The sequence below is a fragment of the Streptomyces globisporus genome, from assembly GCF_003501885.1.
Classification (GTDB): domain Bacteria; phylum Actinomycetota; class Actinomycetes; order Streptomycetales; family Streptomycetaceae; genus Streptomyces; species Streptomyces globisporus_D.
This window is the reverse complement of the sequence record NZ_QWFA01000089.1, coordinates 1-23187: the sequence shown is the minus strand read 5'-3', so window position 1 is coordinate 23187 and position 23187 is coordinate 1. Positions and strand designations below refer to the sequence as shown.

Annotated in this window: 22 protein-coding genes and 1 tRNA gene; 13 read left to right on the top strand and 10 right to left on the bottom strand. The window is 70.7% G+C overall.

The features are described 5' to 3' along the window. Nucleotides 1-1239 (bottom strand): sensor histidine kinase (locus D3105_RS17925; protein ID WP_118904169.1); only part of this gene is annotated, 1239 nt, incomplete at its 3' end. A gap of 195 nt (nucleotides 1240-1434) precedes the next feature. Here D3105_RS17925 and D3105_RS17920 point away from each other — a divergent pair. From D3105_RS17920 to D3105_RS17895, 6 genes are all read left to right on the top strand, one after another. Continuing rightward, nucleotides 1435-1507, top strand: a tRNA-Gln gene (locus D3105_RS17920). 109 nt (nucleotides 1508-1616) lie between these two features. Further along, nucleotides 1617-3065: a bifunctional UDP-N-acetylglucosamine diphosphorylase/glucosamine-1-phosphate N-acetyltransferase GlmU gene (gene glmU, locus D3105_RS17915; protein WP_118904165.1), complete on the top strand. Its 1449-nt coding sequence runs from the start codon at nucleotides 1617-1619 to the stop codon at nucleotides 3063-3065. 120 nt (nucleotides 3066-3185) lie between these two features. Then, nucleotides 3186-4163 (top strand): ribose-phosphate diphosphokinase, encoded by a 978-nt coding sequence (locus tag D3105_RS17910; protein ID WP_006125162.1) that lies wholly within the window; start codon nucleotides 3186-3188, stop codon nucleotides 4161-4163. Between the two features lie 220 nt (nucleotides 4164-4383). Continuing rightward, on the top strand, nucleotides 4384-4980 hold the full coding sequence (locus D3105_RS17905; RefSeq protein WP_118904164.1) for a 50S ribosomal protein L25/general stress protein Ctc: 597 nt from the start codon (nucleotides 4384-4386) through the stop codon (nucleotides 4978-4980). A 112-nt stretch (nucleotides 4981-5092) separates the two neighbouring features. Then, entirely contained in the window at nucleotides 5093-5686 is a 594-nt protein-coding gene (gene pth, locus D3105_RS17900) for an aminoacyl-tRNA hydrolase (protein ID WP_030803302.1), read from the top strand. A 113-nt stretch (nucleotides 5687-5799) separates the two neighbouring features. Then, nucleotides 5800-6270, top strand: coding sequence for a hypothetical protein (locus tag D3105_RS17895; RefSeq protein WP_118904163.1), 471 nt, complete (start codon nucleotides 5800-5802; stop codon nucleotides 6268-6270). Between the two features lie 28 nt (nucleotides 6271-6298). Here the strand turns inward: D3105_RS17895 and ppc are convergent, their stop codons facing one another. After that, nucleotides 6299-9028 carry a phosphoenolpyruvate carboxylase gene (ppc, locus tag D3105_RS17890; RefSeq protein WP_118904162.1) on the bottom strand — a complete coding sequence of 910 codons (2730 nt, stop codon included), beginning with the start codon at nucleotides 9026-9028 and terminating at the stop codon, nucleotides 6299-6301. 397 nt (nucleotides 9029-9425) lie between these two features. Here ppc and D3105_RS17885 point away from each other — a divergent pair, with 397 nt between their 5' ends. The 3 genes from D3105_RS17885 to D3105_RS17875 all read left to right on the top strand — a co-directional run bounded on the left by D3105_RS17885 (nucleotide 9426) and on the right by D3105_RS17875 (nucleotide 11800). Then, nucleotides 9426-10412: an acyl-CoA desaturase gene (locus tag D3105_RS17885; protein WP_118904161.1), complete on the top strand. Its 987-nt coding sequence runs from the start codon at nucleotides 9426-9428 to the stop codon at nucleotides 10410-10412. After that, nucleotides 10409-11095, top strand: a complete 687-nt coding sequence (locus D3105_RS17880; RefSeq protein ID WP_118904160.1) for a TetR/AcrR family transcriptional regulator — start codon at nucleotides 10409-10411, stop codon at nucleotides 11093-11095. The genes D3105_RS17885 and D3105_RS17880 overlap by 4 nt, the downstream gene beginning before the upstream one ends. Nucleotides 11096-11197: 102 nt before the next feature. After that, entirely contained in the window at nucleotides 11198-11800 is a 603-nt protein-coding gene (locus D3105_RS17875) for a Uma2 family endonuclease (protein ID WP_003968582.1), read from the top strand. 10 nt (nucleotides 11801-11810) lie between these two features. Here the strand turns inward: D3105_RS17875 and D3105_RS17870 are convergent, their stop codons facing one another. Beyond that, nucleotides 11811-12185 (bottom strand): VOC family protein, encoded by a 375-nt coding sequence (locus D3105_RS17870; protein WP_118904159.1) that lies wholly within the window; start codon nucleotides 12183-12185, stop codon nucleotides 11811-11813. Continuing rightward, nucleotides 12185-12994, bottom strand: a complete 810-nt coding sequence (locus tag D3105_RS17865) for a trans-aconitate 2-methyltransferase (protein WP_118904158.1) — start codon at nucleotides 12992-12994, stop codon at nucleotides 12185-12187. Before D3105_RS17865 ends, D3105_RS17870 begins: the two co-directional genes overlap by 1 nt. Nucleotides 12995-13082: 88 nt before the next feature. On the opposite strand from D3105_RS17865, the gene D3105_RS17860 reads away from it, so the two are divergent. Continuing rightward, the gene (locus D3105_RS17860; RefSeq protein WP_118904157.1) at nucleotides 13083-13577 is read left to right on the top strand and encodes a MarR family winged helix-turn-helix transcriptional regulator; all 495 of its coding nucleotides are present in this window, start codon (nucleotides 13083-13085) and stop codon (nucleotides 13575-13577) included. Here D3105_RS17860 and D3105_RS17855 read toward each other — a convergent pair. Next, on the bottom strand, nucleotides 13536-14318 hold the full coding sequence (locus tag D3105_RS17855; protein WP_118904156.1) for a response regulator transcription factor: 783 nt from the start codon (nucleotides 14316-14318) through the stop codon (nucleotides 13536-13538). The genes D3105_RS17860 and D3105_RS17855 overlap by 42 nt on opposite strands. 242 nt (nucleotides 14319-14560) lie before the next feature. Between D3105_RS17855 and D3105_RS17850 the strand changes: the two genes are divergently transcribed. Beyond that, entirely contained in the window at nucleotides 14561-15001 is a 441-nt protein-coding gene (locus D3105_RS17850) for a GNAT family N-acetyltransferase (RefSeq protein ID WP_118904155.1), read from the top strand. Between the two features lie 21 nt (nucleotides 15002-15022). Here D3105_RS17850 and galK read toward each other — a convergent pair whose 3' ends face one another. From galK to galT, 3 genes are read right to left on the bottom strand one after another with little or no spacing between them, the layout of a single operon-like run. After that, nucleotides 15023-16225, bottom strand: coding sequence for a galactokinase (galK, locus tag D3105_RS17845; RefSeq protein WP_206272785.1), 1203 nt, complete (start codon nucleotides 16223-16225; stop codon nucleotides 15023-15025). Continuing rightward, nucleotides 16222-17202: a UDP-glucose 4-epimerase GalE gene (galE, locus tag D3105_RS17840; RefSeq protein ID WP_118904167.1), complete on the bottom strand. Its 981-nt coding sequence runs from the start codon at nucleotides 17200-17202 to the stop codon at nucleotides 16222-16224. The genes galK and galE overlap by 4 nt, the downstream gene beginning before the upstream one ends. Nucleotides 17203-17216: 14 nt before the next feature. Next, on the bottom strand, nucleotides 17217-18260 hold the full coding sequence (galT, locus tag D3105_RS17835; RefSeq protein WP_118904154.1) for a galactose-1-phosphate uridylyltransferase: 1044 nt from the start codon (nucleotides 18258-18260) through the stop codon (nucleotides 17217-17219). A 246-nt stretch (nucleotides 18261-18506) separates the two neighbouring features. Here galT and D3105_RS17830 point away from each other — a divergent pair, with 246 nt between their 5' ends. Beyond that, nucleotides 18507-20177, top strand: coding sequence for a sodium:solute symporter family protein (locus D3105_RS17830; RefSeq protein WP_118904153.1), 1671 nt, complete (start codon nucleotides 18507-18509; stop codon nucleotides 20175-20177). 15 nt (nucleotides 20178-20192) lie between these two features. After that, complete coding sequence (locus D3105_RS17825) at nucleotides 20193-20501, top strand: hypothetical protein (protein ID WP_118904152.1); 309 nt, start codon at nucleotides 20193-20195, stop codon at nucleotides 20499-20501. A 36-nt stretch (nucleotides 20502-20537) separates the two neighbouring features. Here D3105_RS17825 and D3105_RS17820 read toward each other — a convergent pair whose 3' ends face one another. Then, on the bottom strand, nucleotides 20538-21290 hold the full coding sequence (locus tag D3105_RS17820) for a response regulator transcription factor (RefSeq protein ID WP_118904151.1): 753 nt from the start codon (nucleotides 21288-21290) through the stop codon (nucleotides 20538-20540). A 252-nt stretch (nucleotides 21291-21542) separates the two neighbouring features. After that, a partial coding sequence (locus tag D3105_RS17815) for a PQQ-binding-like beta-propeller repeat protein (RefSeq protein ID WP_240646939.1) occupies nucleotides 21543-23187 on the bottom strand: 1645 nt, incomplete at its 5' end.

Sequence of the window (23187 nt, the reverse complement as noted above, 5' to 3'; positions counted from 1 at the left end):
CCCCAGCACCCGCTCCCGCATCCCCACCAACCCGTTCCCCCCGCTCGGCAACCCCGCATCCGCCGCGGCCGCGTCCGACGGGCCGTTCTCCACCTGCATCGCGACCTCGGCCTCCCGATGCGCGAGCCGCACCCACGTCTTCGCGCCCGCCGCATGCTTGTGCACGTTCGTCAGCGCCTCCTGCACCACCCGGTATGCCGTCTGCTCCACCTCCGGCGGATACGGCCGCAGCTCGCCGTGGACCGTCAGCTCCACCACCATCCCCGCCTGCCGCGACTGCGCCACCAGCGCCTCCAGCTCGTGGAGCCGGGGCCCGTCCTCCGTCGCGGCGGAGGCGGCGGCCGCCACGGCCGCCTGCCGTACCGACGCCAGCGGAACCCCGCCCGCCGCGGCCGGCGCGGTCAGCGCCTCCCCCGTACGCAGCACCCCGAGCATCTCGCGCAGCTCCGTCAGCGCCTGCCGGCCCATGTCCCCGACCAGCGCCGCGTTGCGCACCGCCTTCGCCGGATCCTTCGGTGCGACGGCCTGGAGGGCGGCCGCGTGCACCACCATCAGGCTCACCCGGTGGGCGACCACGTCGTGCATCTCCCGGGCGATCCGGGTCCGCTCCTCCGTACGCGCCCACTCGGCACGCTCCTCGGCCCGGTCCGCGAGCAGCGACAGCTCCCGCTCCAGCGAATCGGCCCGCTCCCGCAGGCTCTCCATCAGACGGCGCCTGGCCCCTATGTAGAGGCCGAGGAGCACGGACGGGGCCGTGAGCCCCACGGCCATGAAGACGGACATCAGGGGCACGTACCAGTCCCCCGGACCGAAGTCCGCCTGCTCGGCCACGGTCTGCCGCAGCCGTACGTACGTGACGATGAACGTCCCCACCAGCGCCATCCCCGCCAGCACGACGGTGATCCGGCGCGGCACCTCGGACGCCGCCAGCGTGTACAGGCCGACCAGGGCCATCAGGAAGCCCATCTCGGCGGGCGTCATCGCGATCGTCAGCAGCACCACGACGATCGGCCACCGCCGGCGCACCAGCAGCACCGAACCCGCGAGAATCCCGAACACCACGCCCACCGGCACCGGAATCCCGGTGTTCCGGGCGAACTCCACCCCCTCCAGGCCACACTCCAGCGCCGATACCAGCGCCAGTCCCACGTCCAGGGCGACACTCCGTCGCCGCTCCCACCACCAGTAGCCGCGGGTGGTCGATCCCGCCGCCTCCCGGTCTGCCCCCGTTGCGGTCATGGCATCCAGCCTACGGGCGGACGCATCTCAATTTCGGGTGACCGGCGACAGCACGTTCCGCGGTCGAACAGAAGCGCCGGACAGGAGCGCCGCGCTCCGTCTCCCTTCTGTCGTCGCGTAGAAGGCACTTGGTACGGCATAGTGTTGGGTGCCGATCCGGTGAACCGATCCCATGTCCGGTTTAGCCGGGATTGATCCCCCATGGTGTAATCAGGCAGCACTGCGGTTTTTGGTACCGTCTGTTCAGGTTCGAATCCTGATGGGGGAGCTTCGACTCGCGGGCCCCGACCACACCGGTCGGGGCCCGCCCCCGTTTCCCGTGGAAACACCCCCGGTATCCTGCGGATGACCACCACCCGAAGCCGAAGGGCACATCCGTGAGCGCAACCAGCCCGGCAGCCGTCGTCGTCCTCGCAGCGGGTGAGGGCACCCGTATGAAGTCGAAGACTCCCAAGGTTCTGCACGAGATCTCCGGGCGCTCGCTCGTCGGACATGTCGTCGCCGCCGCCCGCGAGCTGGACCCCCAGCACCTCGTCGTGGTCGTCGGCCACGCCAGTGAGCAGGTCACCGCGCATCTGAACGCCGGCGACGCCCCCGTGCGCACCGCCTTCCAGGCCGAGCAGAACGGCACCGGGCACGCCGTCCGCATGGGGCTCGAAGAGCTCGGCGGGGCCGTCGACGGAACCGTGATCGTCGTGTGCGGCGACACCCCGCTGCTCTCCGGCGAGACGCTCGGCGCGCTCGCCGCCACCCACTCCGCCGACGCCAACGCGGTGACCGTCCTGACCGCCGAGGTCCCGGACTCCACCGGCTACGGGCGCATCGTGCGCGACCCCGCCACCGGCGCGGTCACCGAGATCGTCGAGCACAAGGACGCCACCGACGAGCAGCGGGCGATCCGCGAGATCAACTCCGGGGTGTTCGCGTTCGACGGGCGGCTGCTGGGCGACGCGCTGGGCAAGGTGCGCACCGACAACAGCCAGGGCGAGGAGTACCTCACCGATGTGCTGTCCATCCTCCGCGAGGCCGGGCACCGCGTCGGGGCGTCCGTGGCGGGTGACCACCGCGAGATCCTCGGCATCAACAACCGGCTCCAGCTGGCCGAGGCACGTCGGCTGCTGAACGAGCGGCTGCTGGAGCGGGCGATGCTCGCGGGCGTGACGATCGTCGACCCGGCGTCCACGCTGATCGACGCGACCGTGACGTACGAGCGTGACGCGGTCGTGCATCCGGGGACGCAGCTGCTGGGGACCACGCATCTCGCGGAGGACTCCGAGGTGGGGCCGAACTCGCGGATCGAGGACACCCTCGTCGGCACCGGCGCCCGCATCGACAACACCGTGACGCTCTCGGCCGAGGTCGGGCCGGGGGCGTCCGTGGGGCCGTACGCCTACCTGCGGCCGGGCACCCGGCTGGGGACGAAGGCCAAGGCCGGAACGTACGTGGAGATGAAGAACGCCACGATCGGGGAGGGGACGAAGGTCCCGCACCTGAGCTATGTCGGCGACGCGACCATCGGCGACCACACCAACATCGGTGCGGCGAGCGTCTTCGTGAACTACGACGGCGTGGCCAAGCACCACACGACGATCGGCTCCCACTGCCGGACCGGTTCGGACAATATGTTTGTGGCACCGGTCACGGTCGGGGACGGGGTCTACACCGCCGCCGGGTCGGTCATCACGAAGGACGTCCCGTCCGGTTCGCTGGCCGTGGCGCGGGGCCAGCAGCGGAATATCGAGGGTTGGGTGGCCCGGAAGCGTCCGGGCAGCGCCGCCGCGCAGGCCGCTCAGGCGTCGTCGCAGGAGCCCGACGGGCAGAGCTGACCGGAAACAGGTGCGCCGGTGACGGCGTACCGTGATAGATGCTCACCCCATTTCGGCTGGCTCGTTGCACATCGGGACCTATGCGTGCAGCGCCAGATACACGTCTGAGGAGACTGTGCTGTGACCGGGATCAAGACGACCGGCGAGAAGAAACTGATGCTCTTCTCCGGCCGCGCCCACCCCGAGCTGGCCGAGGAGGTCGCCCATCAGCTGGGAGTCGGTCTCGTGCCGACGAAGGCCTTCGATTTCGCCAACGGTGAGATCTATGTGCGGTTCCAGGAGTCGGCACGTGGCGCCGACTGCTTCCTGATCCAGAGCCACACGGCTCCGATCAACAAGTGGATCATGGAGCAGCTGATCATGCTGGACGCGCTGAAGCGCGCGTCGGCCCGCTCCATCACGGTGATCGTGCCGTTCTACGGGTACGCCCGTCAGGACAAGAAGCACAAGGGCCGCGAGCCGATCTCGGCCCGTCTGGTGGCGGACCTGATGAAGACGGCGGGCGCGGACCGCATCCTCACCGTCGATCTGCACACGGACCAGATCCAGGGCTTCTTCGACGGCCCGGTGGACCACCTGTTCGCGCTGCCGATCCTGGCGGACTACGTGGGTGCGAAGGTCGACCGCTCCAAGCTGACGATCGTGTCGCCGGACGCGGGCCGCGTGCGGGTCGCCGACCGCTGGTGCGACCGGCTGGACGCCCCGCTGGCGATCGTGCACAAGCGCCGCGACAAGGACGTGCCGAACCAGGTCTCCGTCCACGAGGTCGTCGGCAACGTCGAGGGCCGGGTCTGCGTGCTGGTCGACGACATGATCGACACCGGTGGCACGATCTGCGCCGCCGCGGACGCCCTGTTCGCGCACGGCGCCGAGGACGTCATCGTGACGGCGACGCACGGCGTGCTGTCGGGTCCGGCGGCGGACCGGCTGAAGAACTCGAAGGTGAGCGAGTTCGTGTTCACGGACACGCTGCCGACCCCGGGCGAGCTGGAGCTGGACAAGATCACGGTGCTCTCGATCGCGCCGACGATCGCGCGCGCGGTGCGCGAGGTGTTCGAGGACGGTTCGGTGACGAGCCTCTTCGAGGAGCAGGGCTGAGGGGAGCAGGACTGACCGCCTGAGCGGTCCCTGTTGATCCACTTTGGGGTGCGGCCTCCCCGCCGGGTAGACTCAGCGAGTTGCTCGGCGAGGGAGGCCGTACCCATGTGTACGGCGGTCCGTTATCGACGCGCTCTTCGTAGCAGGCCTGTCGTGGGCCGGGTGACCGTTCGAGTTCCGTCACCCCTGACGGCTCTCCGTACCTGACGAGGAGTGCAACATGGCCGAGATCAAGCTCGCCACCGAGGTCCGTACCGAGTTCGGCAAGGGCGCCGCCCGCCGTGTCCGTCGTGCCGACCGTGTTCCCGGTGTCGTTTACGGCCACGGCGCCGAGCCCGTCCACGTCACGCTGCCGGGCCACGAGCTGCTGCTCGCGCTGCGTACGGCCAACGTGCTGATCGGTCTGGAGATCGACGGCAAGGACGCGCTGGTCATCCCCAAGGCCGTGCAGCGTCACCCCCTCAAGGGCACCATCGAGCACGTCGACCTGCTCACCGTGAAGCGCGGCGAGAAGGTCGAGGTCGAGATCGCGGTGCACACCGAGGGCGACCTGGCGCCGGGCGCCAACCTGCTGGAGTTCGTCCAGAACACCCTGCTGGTCGAGGCCGAGGCCACCCACATCCCCGAGTCCGTGACGGTCTCCGTCGCGGGCCTGGACGCCGGCGACTCGATCGCCGCCAAGGACATCCCGCTGCCGAAGGGCTCCGTCCTCGCCGGTGACGAGGACGCCATCGTGATCCAGGTCGTCGCCGCGCAGGCCGAGGAGCCGGCCGCCGACGAGGCCGCCGAGGGCGAGGCCCAGGGCGCCGAGGCCTGAGCCTCTCCCTTCACCGTTCCACCTGCTTGACTGACGGGGTGGTGGTTCCCTTCCGGGAGCCGCCGCCCCGTTTGCCTGTGCCGTAAGCCGTATGTGAGGAGACCGAGCGCTGATGTCCGACGCCACCGACCCCTGGCTCATCGTGGGCCTGGGCAATCCGGGTCCCGACTACGCGGCGAACCGGCACAACGTCGGGTTCATGGTCGCCGATCTGCTGGCGACCCGGATCGGCGGGAAGTTCAAGCGGGCGCAGAAGGCGCAGGCGCAGGTCGTGGAGGGGCGGATCGGTCCGCCGGGTCCGGCGAGCCGGCGGGTGGTGCTGGTGAAGCCGATGTCGTACATGAATCTGTCGGGCGGTCCGGTGACGGCGCTGCGGGACTTCTACAAGGTGCCGACGGACCATGTCGTGGCGGTCCATGACGAGTTGGACGTCGACTACGGGTCGCTGCGGCTGAAGCTGGGCGGCGGGGACAACGGGCACAACGGGCTGAAGTCGATGACGAAGGCGATGGGTCCGGAGTATCACCGGGTGCGGTTCGGGATCGGGCGGCCGCCGGGGCGGATGCAGGTCGCGGACTTCGTTTTGAAGGACTTCTCGTCGACGGAGCGCAAGGAGCTGGCGTTCCTGGTGGACCGGTCGGCGGACGCGGTGGAGTGTCTGCTGGCGGAGGGTCTTGAGCGGGCGCAGAGCGCGTACAACTCCTGAGCGGGGGGCGGCTGTCCCCGCCCACGTACAACTCCTGACATTCCCTTCCCTGCTGGGGCGTTTTCCGGCCATAGGTTGACCACGGGTGCGGGTCTGGCCAAGGATCTGCCCCCATGAAGCGGAGCTCTTCCCACCGGGCGGCGGTTGCGGGGCGGCGGGTGGCCATGGGGCTGGTCGTCCTGGTGCTGCTGGTCGCGGGTGCGTGGGCGTCCTGGGACGCCGCGCACCACATCATTCTGGCCAAGGGCCGTGACCACGGGACCGTGACGGTCACGGAGTGCGGCGAGGAGAAGTGCACCGGTTCGTTCACCCCGGACTCGGTGTCGCGGGAGCGCCCGCGGGTGTCCGTGGTCCGGTCCGTCGCGGCGCGTGAGGGGGATCGTTTCCCCGTGGTGGTGAAGCCCGGTTCCGATGCGGTGGTCCGCACGGGGTTGCCGGGCTTTCTGCATGCCTGGGTGCCGCTCGCCGGGGCGCTGGTGCTGGCCGCGTTCGTGATCGGCGGCGGGCTGCGGATGGCGCGGACGGCGTGGGGTGTGGGAACGGCGGGGGCGGCCCTGCTGGTGGCGACGTTCGTCGCGCTGTAGCAGGACCGCCCGTTTGCCTACGCGGTGCTCAGCCGGTGTTGCGCAGACCTGCCGCGACGCCGTTGACGGTGAGCAGCAGGGCGCGGGAGAGCAGCGGGTCGGGCTCCTCGCCGCGCATCGCGGCCTGGCGCTGGCGGGCGAGCAGGGAGACCTGGAGGTAGGAGATCGGGTCCAGGTAGGCGTCGCGGATGGAGAAGGTCTGCTGGAGCACCGGGTTGGTGTCGAGCAGCTTCTCGCCGCCGGTGATCCGCAGGACCTCCTGCACGGTGAGGGCGTGTTCGGCCTCAATGCCGTCGAAGACGTGCTTCAGCTCGTCGGGGACGAGCGTGTCGACGTAGTGGCGGGCGATGCGCAGGTCGGTCTTGGCGAGCGTCATCTCGACGTTGGAGATGAAGTTGCGGAAGAAGTGCCAGTGCTCGTACATCTCGTCGAGGACGGTGTCGAGACCGGCCTCGCGCAGGGCCTTGAGGCCGGAGCCGACGCCGAACCAGCCGGGCACGATCTGCCGCGACTGGGTCCAGCCGAAGACCCACGGGATGGCCCGCAGGCCGTCCAGGGAGACGCCCGAGCCGGGGCGGCGGGAGGGCCGCGAGCCCAGGTGCAGGTCGGCGAGCTGGTCCACCGGGGTGGAGGCCAGGAAGTACGCGGGCAGGTCCGGGTCCTCGACGAGCTTGCGGTAGGCGCTGTGGGCCGCGTCGGAGACGGTGTCCATGGCCGCGTCCCAGCGGGCGAGGGCCTCGTCGGACTGCCGGGGCGCGGTGTGCAGGGCGGAGGCCTGGAGGGTGGCCGCGACGGTCAGTTCCAGGTTCTCGCGGGCGAGGGCGGGGATGAGGTACTTGTCGGAGATGACCTCGCCCTGCTCGGTCACCTTGATCTCGCCCTCCAGCGTCCCCCACGGCTGGGCGAGGATCGCGTCGTGCGAGGGGCCGCCGCCGCGGCCGACGGTGCCGCCGCGGCCGTGGAAGAGGCGCAGGCGTACGCCGTAGCGGTGGGCGACGTCGCGGAGGCGTCGCTGGGCGCGGTGGATCTCCCACTGGGAGGTGGTGATGCCGCCGAACTTGGAGGAGTCGCTGTAGCCGAGCATGACCTCCTGGACGTCGCCGCGAAGGGAGACGAGGCGCCGGTAGGAGGGGTCGGCGAGCATCTCGTCGAGGATCTGGTCGGCGGCCTTGAGCTCGTCGGTGGTCTCCAGGAGCGGCACGATGCCGATCTTGGCCCAGCCGGCGTGGAGGTCGATGAGTCCGGCTTCGCGGGCGAGGACGGCGGCGGCGAAGACGTCGTCGGCGCCCTGGCACATGGAGATGATGTAGGACTCGATGACTTCGGGGCCGAAGCGCTCGAAGGCCTGCTTGATGGTGTGGAAGACGCCGAGGGTCTTCTCGCCCGCCGCGTCGAGCGGGGCGGGGGTGGGGGCCAGCGGCCGGCGGGAACGCAGTTCCTTGGCGAGCAGCTTCTGCCGGTAGTCGCGCGGCATGTCGGCGTAGCGCCAGGACTCCTCGCCGAGCCGGTCGAAGAGCTGGCCGAGGGCGTGGTGGTGGGCGTCGGCGTGCTCGCGTACGTCCATGGTGGCGAGCTGGAGGCCGAAGGCGGCGAGCGTGCGGATGGTGCGGTCCATCCGGCCGTCGGCGAAGAGGCCGCCGCGGTGCGCGCGCAGGGAGGTCTGGATCAGCTCCAGGTCGGCGATGAGCTCGGCGGTGCCGAGGTAGTCGCAGCCGGGGCGGTGGGGGGTGCCCTCGGCGAGGCGCTCGCGGGTGTTGACGAGCTTCTGCCGGATGCAGGTGGCCTTGAGACGGTAGGGCTCCTCGGCGTTCAGCCGCTTGTAGCGGGGGCTGATGCCGGGGAGGCGCTCCAGGTCGGCCTGGAGGGAGGTGAGGAGTTCCTCGGTGGCTCCGGCGTAGCGGATGGAGTTGGAGAGGAGGCCGCGGAGGTAGTCGATCATCTCCAGGGCGTCGGTGATGCCGTGCTCGTGCTGGAGGATCAGGACGTCCCAGGTGACGGCGGGTGTCACGTTGGGGTTGCCGTCGCGGTCGCCGCCGATCCAGGTGCCGAAGGTGAGGGGGCGGGTCCCGGCGGGGAGTTCGACGCCGACGCGGTCCAGCTCGGCGGCGAGGTCCTCCAGGACGTCGCCGACGGCGCCTGCGTGCAGTTCGTCGAGGTAGTAGATGGCGTTGCGGGCCTCGTCGGCGGGCTCCGGGCGGACGACGCGGAGTTCGTCGGTCTGCCAGATGAGGTCGATGTTCTCGGCGAGGCGGAGGTCGAGGCGGCGGCGGTCGGCCTCGATGACCGGGGTCTCCAGCAGCTCGGCGATGCGGCGCAGCTTGTTGAGGACGGAGCGGCGGGCGGCCTCGGTGGGGTGGGCGGTGAAGACGGGCCGGACGTTGAGGTTCTTGACCGTCTCGCGCAGGTGCTCGGGGTCGGCGTCCTTGAGGCGGTCGGCGGTGCGGGCCAGGAGGCCGCCCTCGGCCGAGCGGCGGTCGCGCATCTCGTGGGCGCGGTGGACCTGCTCGGTGACGTTGGCGAGGTGGAAGTAGGTGGAGAAGGCGCGCACGAGCTGTGCGGCGGTCTCCAGCTCCGTCTCGCCGAGGAGCTCGGCGGCGGCTTCGCCGTCGGTGCGGGTCAGGGCGCGTACTCGTTCGACGAGGTCGAGGAGTTCCTGGCCCTCCTGGCGTACGAGGGTCTCGCCGAGGAGGTCGCCGAGGCGGCGGATGTCGGCGCGCAGCGCGGGGCTGGCGGCAGGGGTCTGGTCGGCACTGCTCACAGTGTGCGGCTCCTTGCAGTGAATGAGGAGGTGCGTTCGCTTCGCCGTCCCCCCGTTGCGTGGCGGTGGGAGCGGGTGGCGGGGTCCGGGGCCCTGCGGCTGGCAGCGGTGCTGTCGCCACGCCCCGACGAGCGGGTGCGGACCGCGCTGTCCGACCCTCCCAGGATAGGTGTCGTCGCAGGCGGCGTGTCCGTTGGCCCGAGGCGTCGCGGCTGCCGCCCGGGACACCCGGGCGGTTACCCCCTACCCCGGGGGCAGGCGGGTTACCGCGTGGGACGGGCTGGAGCGGCCTCTCGTGTTGTGGGGCCCGTCACTGCCATACTTACCAAGCCGTAGGTTACGGAACCGTAGCCACGGCCGTCCGAGCCTTCTCCCTCACCCTCAGAGGTATCCCCCCATGCCGAGCACTCCTCCTGCGATCGACGAGACCGAGCCTCCCGGGGCGACGGCGACCGCGCTGCCCTCCGCCACGCTGGGCGGCGACAGCAAGCGGTCGATCGAGCAGTTCGCGCTGCTGGCGTTCATCGTGGTGCCGTTCGTGGCGCTGGTCGCGGCGGTGCCGCTGGCGTGGGGGTGGGGGGTGAGCTGGCTCGACATCGGTCTGCTGGTGGCGATGTACTTCATCGGCTGTCACGGGATCACGATCGGCTTCCACCGGTATTTCACGCACGGTTCGTTCAAGGCGAAGCGGCCGTTGCGGATCGCGCTGGCAGTGATGGGCTCGCTGGCTGTGGAGGGGCCGCTGGTGCGGTGGGTGGCCGATCACCGCAAGCACCACCGGTTCTCGGACGCTGAGGGCGACCCGCATTCGCCGTGGCGGTTCGGGGAGAGCCTGCCGGCCCTGATGAAGGGGCTGTGGTGGGCGCACATCGCGTGGATGTTCGACGAGGAGCAGACCCCGCAGCAGAAGTACGCCCCCGATCTGATCAAGGACCCGGCGATCCGGGCGGTCTCGCGCCACTTCCTGACCTTCACGATCGTCTCGCTGGCGATCCCGCCACTGGTGGGCGGTCTGGTGACGATGTCGTGGTGGGGTGCGGCGACGGCGTTCTTCTGGGGTTCGCTGGTACGGGTCGCCCTGCTGCACCACGTGACCTGGTCGATCAACTCGATCTGCCACGCGGTGGGCAAGCGGCCGTTCAAGTCGCGTGACCGGTCGGGCAACGTGTGGTGGCTGGCGGTGCTGTCGTGCGGCGAGTCCTGGCACAACCTGCACCACGCGGACCCGACGAGCGCCCGGCACGGGGTGATGCGGGGACAGATCGACTCCAGCGCCCGGCTGATCCGCTGGTTCGAGAAGCTGGGCTGGGCTTATGACGTGCGGTGGCCGGATGCCGCGCGGATCGACTCCCGGCGCACGTCCGCCCCGGCCGACGCGGCATGATTGACGACGTGGCCACCGACCCCAGCACGAGCAGCGACAAGAGCAGGACATCCCCCTCCCGCCGGGCCCGGCGGGTCCGGATGACGGGCAAGGAGCGCCGCGAGCAGCTGCTGGACATCGGGCGCGCCCTGTTCGCCGACAAGGGCTTCGAGGGCACGTCGGTGGAGGAGATCGCGGCGCGCGCCGGGGTGTCCAAGCCGGTGGTGTACGAGCACTTCGGCGGCAAGGAGGGCCTGTACGCAGTGGTGGTCGACCGCGAGATGCGCCAGCTGCTGGACATGGTGACGGGGGCGCTCACGGCGGGCCATCCGCGCGAGCTGCTGGAGCAGGCGGCGTTCGCGCTGCTGGACTACATCGAGTCGTACACGGACGGTTTCCGGATCCTGGTGCGGGATTCGCCGGTGGCGCAGTCGACGGGCACGTTCGCGTCGCTGATCAGTGATATCGCCACGCAGGTGGAGGACATTCTGGGCCTGGAGTTCAAGGCCCGCGGCTTCGACCCGAAGCTGGCCCCGCTCTACGCGCAGGCGCTGGTGGGGATGGTGGCGCTGACGGGCCAGTGGTGGCTGGACGTGCGCAAGCCGAAGAAGGCGGAGGTGGCCGCCCATCTGGTGAACCTCTGCTGGCACGGGCTGGAGAACCTGGAGTCGAAGCCGCGGCTGATAGGACACCGGAAGAGCTGATCGCGTAACCCTTCCGCACGTCGTCACCCGCTGTGATGACGCGTGCGGATTTCCCGCCGTAGTGTGGTCGGGAGGGCAGAGGATTCGTCCATGGGAGGAACCATGACCGCCGAGCCGACCACCGCGCACAGCTCCCGCTGGCCGGTGCCCCCGCAGGACGGATACACCGTGGACGATCTGTTCACACTGCCCGATCTCCCGCCGCACACCGAGCTGATCGACGGAAGCCTGGTTTTCGTGAGTCCGCAGCGGGACTTTCACAGCACGATGATCGATCTGCTGATGACAGGACTGCGCAGTACGGCGCCCCCGGAGGTGAGGGTGCGCCGGGAGATGACCGTAGTGCTGGATCGGCGGAACGCTCCGGAGCCGGATGTCTCCGTCGTGCGGACCGAGGCGATCACCGGGCTCGACGTGACGCGGTACCAGGCCGCCGACGTCCTCCTCGCCGTAGAAGTCGTCTCCCCCGACTCCGAGGCCCGCGACCGTGAGGCCAAGCCGCACAAGTACGCGACCGCCGGCATCCCGCACTTCTGGCTGGTCGAGATGACCGGCACCGACCAGCACCCCGTCGTGCGGGTCTATGAGCTGGACCCGGTGACGAAGGCGTACGCGCTGACCGGGATCCATCACGACCGGCTGAAGACGGGCGTGCCGTTCCCGGTGGACGTCGACATCTCGGCGGAGGCGCTCGCAGCGCTGTAGAGCCGCCGGGTTACGCGTCCGGCTCCAGGAACTCCAGACGGTTGCCGGCCGGGTCGTGGGCGTAGAAGCGGCGGTGGCCGGGGAGGTTGTCGTCCCAGGTGACGGCCACGCCGTGGGACTCCAGGCGGGCCGCGTACGCCTCGATGGCGGTGACGCGCAGGCCTGGGTGGGCCTTCTTCGCGGGGCGGAAGTCCTCCTCGATGCCCAGGTGGAGCTGGACCGGTCCGGCGGCGAACCAGCAGCCGCCGCGGGCGGCGAGCACCGGGGGTTTGGGGATCTCGGTCATGCCCAGGGCGTCGGCGTAGAAGGTGCGCAGGGCGTCCTCGGAGCCGGGCGGGGCGGCGAGCTGGACGTGGTCGACGGCGGTGAGGCCCCCAGCGGTCATCACTTCTCCTTGCGGGCTACGGCGAAGATGCGGCGGAACGGGAAGACCGTGCCGTACGGGCCCGGCGGGTAGGCCTCGCGGAGCAGGTCGCGGTAGGCGACGAGGAACGCGTCGCGGGCGGCCGGGTCGTCGGCCAGCGCGGTGAGGACGGGGCGCAGGGCGGTGCCCTTGACCCAGTCGAGGACCGCGTCGTCGCCGTGCAGGGTCTGGAGGTAGGTGGTCTCCCAGACGTCGGCCGTGCAGCCGAGGTCGCGGAGGCGGGTGAGGTAGTCGGTGGGGTCCAGGACCGAGGCGGTGCGGTCGCCGACGCCGTGGAGCAGAGGGCGCCAGCGGTCGGATTCGCGGAGGCCGGCCAGGAGCGTGTGGCTGGGGGCGGTGAAGTTGCAGGGGACCTGGAAGGCGAGGGTGCCGCCGGGGGCGAGGGCGTCGAGCCAGCGGGGGAAGTGCTCGGCGTGGCCGGGGATCCACTGGAGTGCGGAGGTGGAGACGATCAGGCCGTACGTCTCGGTGGGCTCCCAGGTCGCGGCGTCGGCCTCGGCGAAGTCGAGCAGGGGCGGACGGGCGTGGGCGGCGGCCTCGGCGAGCATCTCGCGCGAGGTGTCGTAGCCGGTGATCCTGGCCTCGGGCCAGCGGTCGGCGAGGAGCGTGGTGACGTTGCCCGCGCCGCACCCGAGGTCGGCGATACGGGGTGCGGGGTGGCCCGGGAGGTCGCCGATACGGGCCAGGAGGTCCTGGAAGGGGCGGGTCCGGTGATCCGCGTGGCGCAGGTACTGCTGCGGATCCCAGGCGGGCTGGTCGCGTGAGGTCATGGGAACAGGATCACGCCACAATTCTCTTGATGTCAAGACACTTGAATTCAAGAGACTTCATGTCGAGGGAACCTCTACACTGATCGACATGGAGGACGAGGTCGACCGACTGGTCGCTGCATGGCGCCGCGAGCGCCCCGACCTCGACGTGGAACCACTCGAGGTGCTCAGTCGCGTCTCCCGCCTGGCACGCCACCTCGACCGGGCCCGCCGCATAGCCTTCTCCGAGCACAACCTGGAGCCGTGGGAGTTCGACGTGCTCACGTCGCTGCGCCGGGCCGGCGCCCCGTACCAGCTCTCCCCCGGGCAGCTCCTCACCCAGACCCTGGTCACCTCGGGCACGATGACCAACCGCATCGACCGGCTCACCAAGAAGAACCTCGTCGAGCGGCTGCCCGACCCGAACGACCGGCGCGGCGTCCTCGTCCGGCTCACGGCCGAGGGCCGCGACAAGGCCGACCAGTCGCTGGCCGGGCTGCTCGACCAGGAGCGCGCCATCCTCGGCGAGCTGTCCCGCACCCAGCGCGGCGAACTGGCCGGACTACTGCGCCAGTTGACCGCCCCGTTCGACAACATCCCCTAGCGGGCCCATCCCCGGGTCGGCCGGGCCCACCCCCGCCCGGCGGGCCAGCGCCACCGCCGCCAGCGTCGAGTGCACCCCGAGCTTGCCCAGCACGTTCTGCATATGGGTACGCACCGTGTGCGGGGACAGGAACAGCCGCTCCGCGACGGCCTTGCGGCCCAGGCCCGCCACCATGCAGCGCAGCACCTCGCGCTCCCGGGGCGTCAGCGACTCCACCAGCCGCTCGCTGTCGCTGCGGTGCTTACGGGCGGCGGTCAGCTCCCGCAGGACGCCGGTGAGCAGGGCGGGCGGCAGATGCGTCTCGTCGCGCAGCACGCCCCGGATCACCGACAGCAGCCGTTGCAGCGAACAGTCCTTGGCCACCCAGCCCGAGGCCCCCGCCTGGAGCGCCCGGGCGGCCGCGCGCGGGTCGTCCTTCTCGGCGAGCACCACCGACCGCACGGCGGGCCGGGCCGCGCGGACCCCGGCGACCAGCGCGATGCCGTCGACGGCGGCCGTCTCCTCCTGGCGGGGCGCGGGGACGGCGGCCGGCTCGCCGTTCGTCAGGGCGCCCAGCTCGGCGTCGACCAGGAGCACGTCGTAACCGCGCCCCTCGGCGGCCGCGCGCTCCAGGGCGCGCAGCGCGGCCGGGCCGCTGCCCGCGGCGGAGACGTCGACGTCCGGTTCGGCCGCGAGGGCGGCCGCGAGCGACTCGGCGAAGATGCGGTGGTCGTCCACCACGAGAACCCGGATACGCGCCACAGAACCCCCATCGGTGGGGGCGGACAGCTGCGGGTACGGCGTGCGGGGCACTGCGGCCTGCCGTGCCGACGACCGCCGTCGTCGAACCGCCTGCCGCGCCGCCCCGGACGCCGTACCCGGCTTTCTCGCTCCCCTGAATCGACACCGGCCCCCACCGGTGCTGAGCATCAGCGTACGGGCGGGGGCCACGGGGGGAAGGCGATTCGACGAACTGGTTACCTCAGGTGTTTAGGGTGTGCTTCATGTTCCGTCTTGAGACAGAAGTAGACAAAGAACGTCGCATTCTGCTGAGCGGGCGTCTGCACGAGGACAACGTCGCCGCATCGGCCGGCCTGCGTGGGCTGCTCTCCACCTCCGCCGAGCACGAAGTCCCGCTGGAGGTGTGGGCGTTGGACGAGCACGGGGCCCTGGCCGGCGGGCTGACCGGGCGGACCTGGGCGTACTGGCTGCACGTCGATCTGCTCTGGGTCGACGCCCCGCACCGGGGCCTCGGCCTCGGCGCGCGCCTGCTCGCCGAGGCCGAACGGACCGCCCGCACCGAGCGCGCCTGCACCCGCTCGCGGCTGGAGACCTGGGATTTCCAGGCCCCCGGCTTCTACCGCGGACAGGGGTACGAGGAGATCGGCCGGGTCGCCGACTACCCGCCCGGAGTCACCGAGTTCATCCTGGTCAAGGACCTGTGAGCGCGGGACACCGGAACAGGCTCAGCGCAGTCGGCGCGCCCCCGCGGACGGGACGGCGTCGAAGATCTCCGGGGCCGCGTGTCCGGCCGCCGCGAACGCCTCGCTGACCGCCTCGGCCACCGTGCCGGCCGCCGCCTCCTCCACCAGGACGACCGCCGAGCCGCCGAAGCCGCCCCCGGTCATCCGCGCACCGAGCGCCCCGGCCGCATGAGCCGCCTCGACCACGAGGTCCAACTCGGGGCAGGAAACCCGCAGATCGTCGCGGAGCGAGAGGTGGCCCTCGTTCAGGACGGGGCCCGCGGCGCGGACGTCGCCCGCGTCGAGCAGGGCGATGATCTCCTCGACCCGGCGGTTGTCGCTGACGACATGGCGTACGTAACGGATGACGGACTCGTCCGCCCCGGCGTCGGCGAGGGCGGTGAGCGCCGTGGCGAGGTTCTCGTACGGCAGATCGCGCAGCATCGGTATGCCGAGCAGCCGGGCGCCCTCCTCGCAGCCGGCCCGGCGCTCCGCGTACGCCCCGTCGCCGAGCGCGTGCTTGACCCGGGTGTCGACGACCAGGAGCGTCAGCCCCCGGGAGGCCGGATCGAAGGGGACCTGGCGCCGGGAGAGGTCCCGGGTGTCCAGGTGGAGGGCGTGGCCCTCGATGCAGCAGGCCGAGGCCATCTGGTCCATGATCCCGCTGGGCACGCCGACGAAGTCGTTCTCGGCGCGGCGGCCGATGACGGCGAGTTCGGCGGCGCTCAGGCCCAGTTCGAAGAGGTCGTTCAGGGCGAGCGCGGTGACGACTTCGAGGGCGGCGGACGAGGAGAGCCCGGCGCCGGTGGGCACGGTGGAGGTCAGCGCGATGTCCGCCCCGGTGACCGGGTGCCCGGCCTCGCGCAGCGCCCAGAGGACCCCGGCGGGGTAGGCGGCCCAGCCGTGGCCGGAGTGCGGGGCGAGTTCGTCGACGCGCAGCGAGACGACGCCGCCGGGGACGTCGGTGGAGTAGAGGCGCAGGACGCCGTCGGTGCGGCGGGAGACGGCGGCGACGGCGGTGTGCGGGAGGGCGAACGGCATGACGAAGCCGTCGTTGAAGTCGGTGTACTCGCCGATCAGGTTCACTCGTCCGGGTGCGGCCCAGATGCCCTCGGGCTCGCTGCCGTACAGCTCGGCGAAGGTGACGGCGGGGTCGGCCCGGTGTCCTTCGGCGGCGGTCACGGTCGGTTCGGCGTGCTGGGTCATGGGGTGGTCGTGTCCTCTCGGCGGGCGAACTGCCAGGCGTCGGCGATGATTCCGGCCAGATCGGCGCGGGAGGGCTGCCAGCCGAGGCGCTCGGTGGCGGTGGCGGCGGAGGCGACGAGGACGGCCGGGTCGCCGCTGCGGCGGGGGGCGGCGGTCTCGGGGACCGGGTGGCCGGTGACCTTGCGGACGGTCTCGATGACCTCGCGGACCGAGAAGCCGTTGCCGTTGCCGAGGTTGCAGATCAGGTGCTCGCCCGGGGCGGCGGCGGTCAGGGCCAGCAGGTGGGCCTCGGCGAGGTCGGCGACGTGGATGTAGTCGCGGACGCAGGTGCCGTCGGGGGTGGGGTAGTCGTCGCCGTAGACGTTGATCGACTCGCGCTTGCCGAGGGCGACTTGGAGGACGAGCGGGATGAGGTGGGATTCGGGGTCGTGCCGCTCGCCGCAACTGCCGTACGCCCCGGCCACGTTGAAGTAGCGAAGGGAGACGGCGGCCAGGCCGTGGGCGGTGGCCTCGCCGCTGATCATGTGGTCGACGGCGAGCTTGGACGCGCCGTAGGGGCTGGTGGGGGCAGTGGGGTCGGTCTCGGTGATGGGGCTGGAGACCGGTTCGCCGTAGGTGGCGGCGGTGGAGGAGAACACGAGGGTGCGGACGCCGTGTTCGCGCATGGCGGCGAGCAGGGCGGTGGTGCCGCCGACGTTGTTGACCCAGTACTTCTCGGGGTTCACGACGGACTCGCCGACCTGGGAGAAGGCGGCGAAGTGCAGGACGCCGTCGTAGGAGGGGTCCAGATGGCGGGCGGCGTCCTGGATGCGGCCCTCGATGAACGCGGCCCCGGCCGGGACGCCCTCGCGGAAGCCGGTGGACAGGTCGTCGAGGACGGTCACGGTGTGCCCGGCCTCCAGCAGGTGCTGGGCGACGACGCTGCCGACGTATCCGGCGCCGCCGGTGACCAGGTACTTCTTGGGGTCGGCGGGGATGTTCCGGGGAGTGCTCACTGGCTCGCTACCTCTCGCAGTCGCTCGGCCGCGGCCTCCGGCGGCACGTCGTTGATGAACACGCTCATGCCGGACTCGGACCCCGCGAGGAACTTCAGCTTGCCGGAGGTCCGGCGAATGGTGAAAAGCTCCAGGTGCAGGGCGAAGCCCTCCCGGCCGTCGGCCACGAACGGCGCCTGGTGCCAGGCGGAGATGTACGGGGTCGGCGGCTCGCCGGGGCCGAAGATCCGGTCGAAGCGCCTCAAGAGTTCCAGATAGACCTGTGGGAACTCTGTCCGCGCGCCCTCGTCCAGCTCCCGCAGGTCGGGGACGCGACGGCGCGGGTACAGGTGGACCTCGTAGGGCCAGTGCGCCGCGTAGGGGACGAAGGCGATCCAGTGGTCGGTGGCGAGGACGACGCGTGAGCCGTCCTTCTCCTCGCGGGCGACGACCTCGTCGAAGAGGTTGGTGCCGGTCTCCTCGCGGTGCCGGGCGGCCGAGCGGAGCATCAGCGCGGTGCGCGGGGTGACGAAGGGGTAGCCGTAGATCTGGCCGTGCGGATGGCCGAGGGTGACGCCGATCTCGGCGCCGCGGTTCTCGAAGCAGAAGACCTGGGCGACCTGGCCGAGGGCCGCGAGGGCGGCGGTGCGGTCGGTCCAGGCGGCGAGGACGAGCGCGGCCTGTTCCTCGGTGAGGTCGGCGAAGGACGCGTCGTGGTCGGAGGTGAAGCAGACGACCTCGCAGCGGCCGGAATCACCGGCGAGCGAGGGGAAGCGGTTCTCGAAGACCGCGACGTCGTAGTGGTCGTCGGGGATCTCGCTGTGCCGGCCCTCCCGGGAGGGGCAGAGCGGGCAGGCGTCGGCCGGCGGGTGGTAGGTGCGGGCCTGGCGGTGCGAGGCGATGGCGACCGCGTCGCCGAGCAGCGGATCTCGGCGGATCTCGGACGAGGTCGAGACCGGGTCCAGGGGGCGCTGGTCGACGGCGTCGCGGACGGTGTCCTCCGCGGCGTCGTAGTAGATCAGCTCACGGCCGTCGGCGAGGGTCGTCACCGTCTTCTTCACCAGGGTCCTCCACCCGATCCCTCCAACATAATCGCACATAACAAATCACAAGCAAACACTTCCGTCAATGCCGGGGCGCACCGAACGGCGCGATGGACGCAACGCCGAGGCCCAGGTCACATACCCGGACATTCACCCGCACTCGATCACGATCGAACAAAGAACCCCAACGAGACTGTTCATTTCTCGAACATGACGGCGTAAGTTCCGTCGGGTTAAGTTCGCGATACGAAGCGAGTACCCCCCATGCAGACACTGGCCGAAGGGCTTCGGCTCCCCACGAACGGGCTCGACTACGCCATCCTGGCGATCTACTTCGTCGTCGTCCTCGGCATCGGCTTCATGGCCCGTGCCAGCGTCAGGACGAGCCTCGACTTCTTCCTCTCCGGACGGTCCCTGCCCGCCTGGGTGACCGGGCTCGCCTTCGTCGCGGCGAACCTCGGCGCCACCGAGATCCTCGGCATGGCGGCCACCGGCGCGCAGTACGGCGTCGCGGTGGTGCACTGGTACTGGATCGGCGCCATCCCCGCCATGGTCTTCCTCGGCCTGGTGATGATGCCGTTCTACTACCGCTCCAAGGTGCGCTCCGTGCCGGAGTTCCTGCTCCAGCGGTTCGACAAGTCCGCGCACCTGCTGAGCTCCGTGCTCTTCGCGTTCGCGGCGATCCTCATCGCCGGCGTCAACCTCTACGCCCTGTCGATCGTCGTCGAGGCGCTCCTCGGCTGGCCGCAGTGGGTCGCGATCGTCGTCGCGGGCCTGTTCGTGCTGGTCTACATCACGATCGGCGGGCTCTCCTCGGCGATCTACAACGAAGTGCTCCAGTTCTTCGTCATCCTCGCCGCGCTGATCCCCCTCACCGTCCTCGGCCTGAAGCGCGTCGGCGGCTGGGACGCCATGAGCGACTCGCTGACCAAGCAGCACGGCGGGGACTTCATGACCGCCTGGGGCGGCACCGGCATCGGTGACCCCAACCCGCTGGGCGCCAACTGGCTGACGATCATCCTCGGCCTCGGCTTCGTGCTGTCCTTCGGCTACTGGACGACGAACTTCGCCGAGGTGCAGCGCGCGCTGTCCGCGAAGAACCTGTCCGCCGCCAAGCGCACCCCGCTGATCGCCGCCTTCCCGAAGATCTTCATCGTCTTCGCGGTGATGATCCCGGGCCTGGTCGCCGCCGTGATCGTGCCCAAGATCGGCACCCCGGACTCCGACCTGACCTACAACGACGCGATACCCCTGCTGATGCAGGAACTACTGCCCAACGGTGTCCTCGGCATCGCCGTGACCGGTCTGCTCGCCGCGTTCATGGCGGGCATGGCGGCCAACGTGTCCTCGTTCAACACGGTGTTCACCACCGACATCTGGCAGCGGTACGTGGTGAAGGACAAGCCGGACACGTACTACCTGCGCTTCGGGCGGCTGATCACGGCGATCGGTGTGCTGGCCTCGATCGGCACGGCGTTCATCGCCGCCAGCTTCTCGAACATCATGAGCTACCTCCAGACGCTGTTCTCGTTCTTCAACGTCCCGATGTTCGTCGTCTTCATCATCGGCATGTTCTGGAAGCGCGCCTCGATGAAGTCCGGTGTCTGGGGCCTGGTCGCGGGCACCGCGGCCGCGATGATCAACTACTTCTGGATCTACAAGGGCGGGATCATCGACATCCCCTCCGACCAGGGCGCCAACTTCGTCTCCGCGATCGTCGGCTTCGTCGCCGGAGCCGTCGTCATGGTCGTCGTCACCCTCTTCACCGCGCCGAAGCCCGAGGCGGAGCTGGCCGGTCTGGTGTACGGGACCGAGTCGCCGAGCCCCGACGAGGAGCTGGAGGAGGCCGACAAGGCCTGGTACCGCAAGCCGGCGCTGCTCGGCTGGGGCGCGATCGTGCTCGCCGCCGCGTGCTACATCCCCTACTCGTTCTGATCGGAGGCACTCACCATGTCCGACCTGCACAAGGAAGTCTCCGAGCTGGAGCGCAAGTCCGCGACCGCGGCCCGTCTCTTCGACATCCGGCGGATCATCGGCGGCCTGTTCGTGGTCTACGGAGTGATCGTCACCATCGCCGGACTCAGCCCGTCCGACGCCGACCTGGAGAAGGCCGAGGGCGTCCACATCAACTTGTGGACCGGCCTCGCCATGCTGGCGCTCGGCCTGTTCTTCCTGGTCTGGATGAAGCTGCGCCCGGCCGAGGCCCCGGCGGCCCCGGAAGCGGAGCCGGAGCGGGAGCCGGGGTCCGACGCGGGCTGATCCGTCGCCGCCCGGCCCACGCTCAGGGGCCGTACGTCACCCGCGCTGTCCGGGAACGTACGGCCCCTGTTGCGTACCGCGCGGCGTTCCCTCGGGGGCGTACGGGCCCTGCGACGCAGCGCCGTTCGCCGCGGCGCGCTCCAGCAGTCCGGTGCGGGCGGCGAGGGCGGCCGCCTCCAGCCGGGAGCCGACCCCGAGCTTCATCAGGACCCGCTGGACGTGGGTGCGGGCGGTGCTCGGGGCGATGTCCATCCCGGCCGCGATCAGCCGGGTGCCCTCGCCCTCGGCGACCCGCACCAGCACCTCGGCCTCGCGCGGGGTCAGCATCCTCAGCAGCCGCCGCCCCTCGTCGTCGGGCTGGGCCGCCGGGTTGAGCAGCTCGGCGAAGGCCCCCCGCAGCAGCTGCGGGGCGATGGCGCTCTCCCCCGCCCGCGCCTTGAGCATGGCCCGCTCGACGCCCTCGATGCGCTCGTCGTGCCGGACGTACCCCGCGGCCCCGGCGGCGAACGCCGCGGCGATCCCGCGTGGGCTGGGCACCGGACCGAGGACCACCACCGCCACCTGCGGGCGCTCCTGGCCGATGCGCGTGATCGGGTCGAAGACACCGGGGGCGGCGGGCGAGGCCGTACCGAACAGACAGACCTCCGGGGCCCTGCTGACGACCAGTTCCGCGGCGCCGGAGGTCGGCGCGGCCGCCGCGAGCACCCGGTGCCCGCGGAGTTTCAGCGCCGAGGCGAGTGCCTCGGCGAGCAGACGGTGATCATCGACCACCATGAGCCGCACGCCCATCGGTCCTCAGCCCCCAAAAGCCCTGTACGCCCGGCCCCCCGGACTCCTGACCCGGCAAGGTACACGCTCGCCCGACGCCGCGCGGCGCTTACGTGGGAGAAGTCCCCGGGATTGCCGAATTCCGGGCCCTTCGGCCTTCGTTGACCTGCGCCAGGTGATCACGTCACGCGCGATTGGGGCGGAAAACGATCGGCCCCGCCGGTCGGGAGATCGACCGGCGGGGCCTGTTGTCGCCCGGGAGGGGCAGGGTGATCAGTCGGTGCCGTAGGCGACGACGAGGTAGACCTTCTCGTCGGGGGTGACGGTGCTCGGCTTGTGGACCGACGTGGCGGCCATGTAGAACTGCCCCTCGGAGTAGAGGAGTTCGGCCGAGCCGATGTTGAAGCGCTTCTCCGCCTTGCGGATGGCCTCGTCGTCCGGGTTCTCCATCAGCGTGGTCTGCTTGAAGGTCTCGCCGTCGATGGAGACGACCTGGCCGCCCTTGTCGTAGGGGGCCTCCTTGTAGGCGATGATGCTGGTGCCGTCCATCCGGAGCGGGGTCAGGATGTGGCGGTCGCCCGCGTCCGCCCGGCCGCCGAGGAGCTTTCCGGTGTCCAGGTCGAAGGCGACGACCTCGTTCGTGTCGCCGTACTCGCTGGTCCCGTCGTGGCGCTCGGTCGGCAGGTAGAGCCGGTTGTTGCCGACGGCCATGTTCTGGCACTTCTCGACTTCGGTCGAGTCGCAGTCGCCCGCGTACTTCTCCGCGTCGGCGGGGATACGGACCTTCAGCTTGCCGGTCGCCGCGTCGATGGAGAAGAAGTCGGAGATGCCGCTGCCGTCGCCGGCGGTGTCGCCGACGTCGGCCGCCACCACCAGCGGCTTGGTGGAGACGATGTGCGCGTACTCGACGCCGGCGGGCATCTGGTACGAGGACAGCGGTGCGCCGGTCGTCGGGTTCAGCGCCTGCACGGTGAGCTGCGGGCTGTCGTACGTCCCGCACTTGCGGACCACGGCGAGGGCCTCGCCGCCCGCGTAACCGCGGTCGTAGCAGCCGTCCGCGCCGGTCTTCGGCTTCCAGAGTTCGGCGCCGTCGGCCAGCTTGAAGGCCGCGCCGCCGGAGGTGCCGCCCGCGGCGACGGTGGTCCCGCTGAGCGTGACCTCGTCGAAACTGACCGGCCGGTCACCGCCGGTGGCGGAGGTGACGCTCTTGCTCCACAGGAGCTTCCCGGCGGCCAGGTCGATCACGCCGACCTGGTTGCACGCCGGGTACTTGTTCTCCTTGGTCGGCTTCGTCTCCTGGAAGACGATGGCCGTCTTGTAGTCCTTGCTCACGTGCCGGGACGCCGTGCACATCTCGCCGGGCAGCGGGAAGGACCAGAGCTTGGTGCCCTTGTCGCGGTCGTAGCCGTTGATCTCGTTGATCCCGGACTTCACGTACGCCTTGTCGGTGAGCCAGGAGCCCTGGACCGTGACGATGTCCTTGACCACCGGCTGCGGCACCTGGAAGGCGACCTTGGACTTGGTGTTGGCGGGCACCTTCTCGCTGCCGCCGGCCAGTCCGCTGCCCTCGCCGCCCTTGCCCTCTCCGCCGGTGGAGCCGGAGGAGGAGGCCTCGTCCTTGCCACCGTCACCGCTGGTGGTGGAGTAGATGACCCCGGCGCCGATGATCAGGACCACGGCGACGGCTGCGGCGACGATGATCTGCATCTGGGTGGAGAACTTCTTGCCGCCGCTGCCGCCCGGCTGCGGGCCCCCGTACTGCGGCTGCATCGGCTGGGTCGGGTAGCCGTACGGCTGCTGCGGCATCCCGGGCTGACCGTGCTGGCCCGCGGGCGCCTGCGGGTAGCCGTACCCCGGCTGCGGGGCCTGGGGGTAGCCGTAGCCGTTGGGCTGCGGCGCGGGCGGGGTGGGGTAGCTG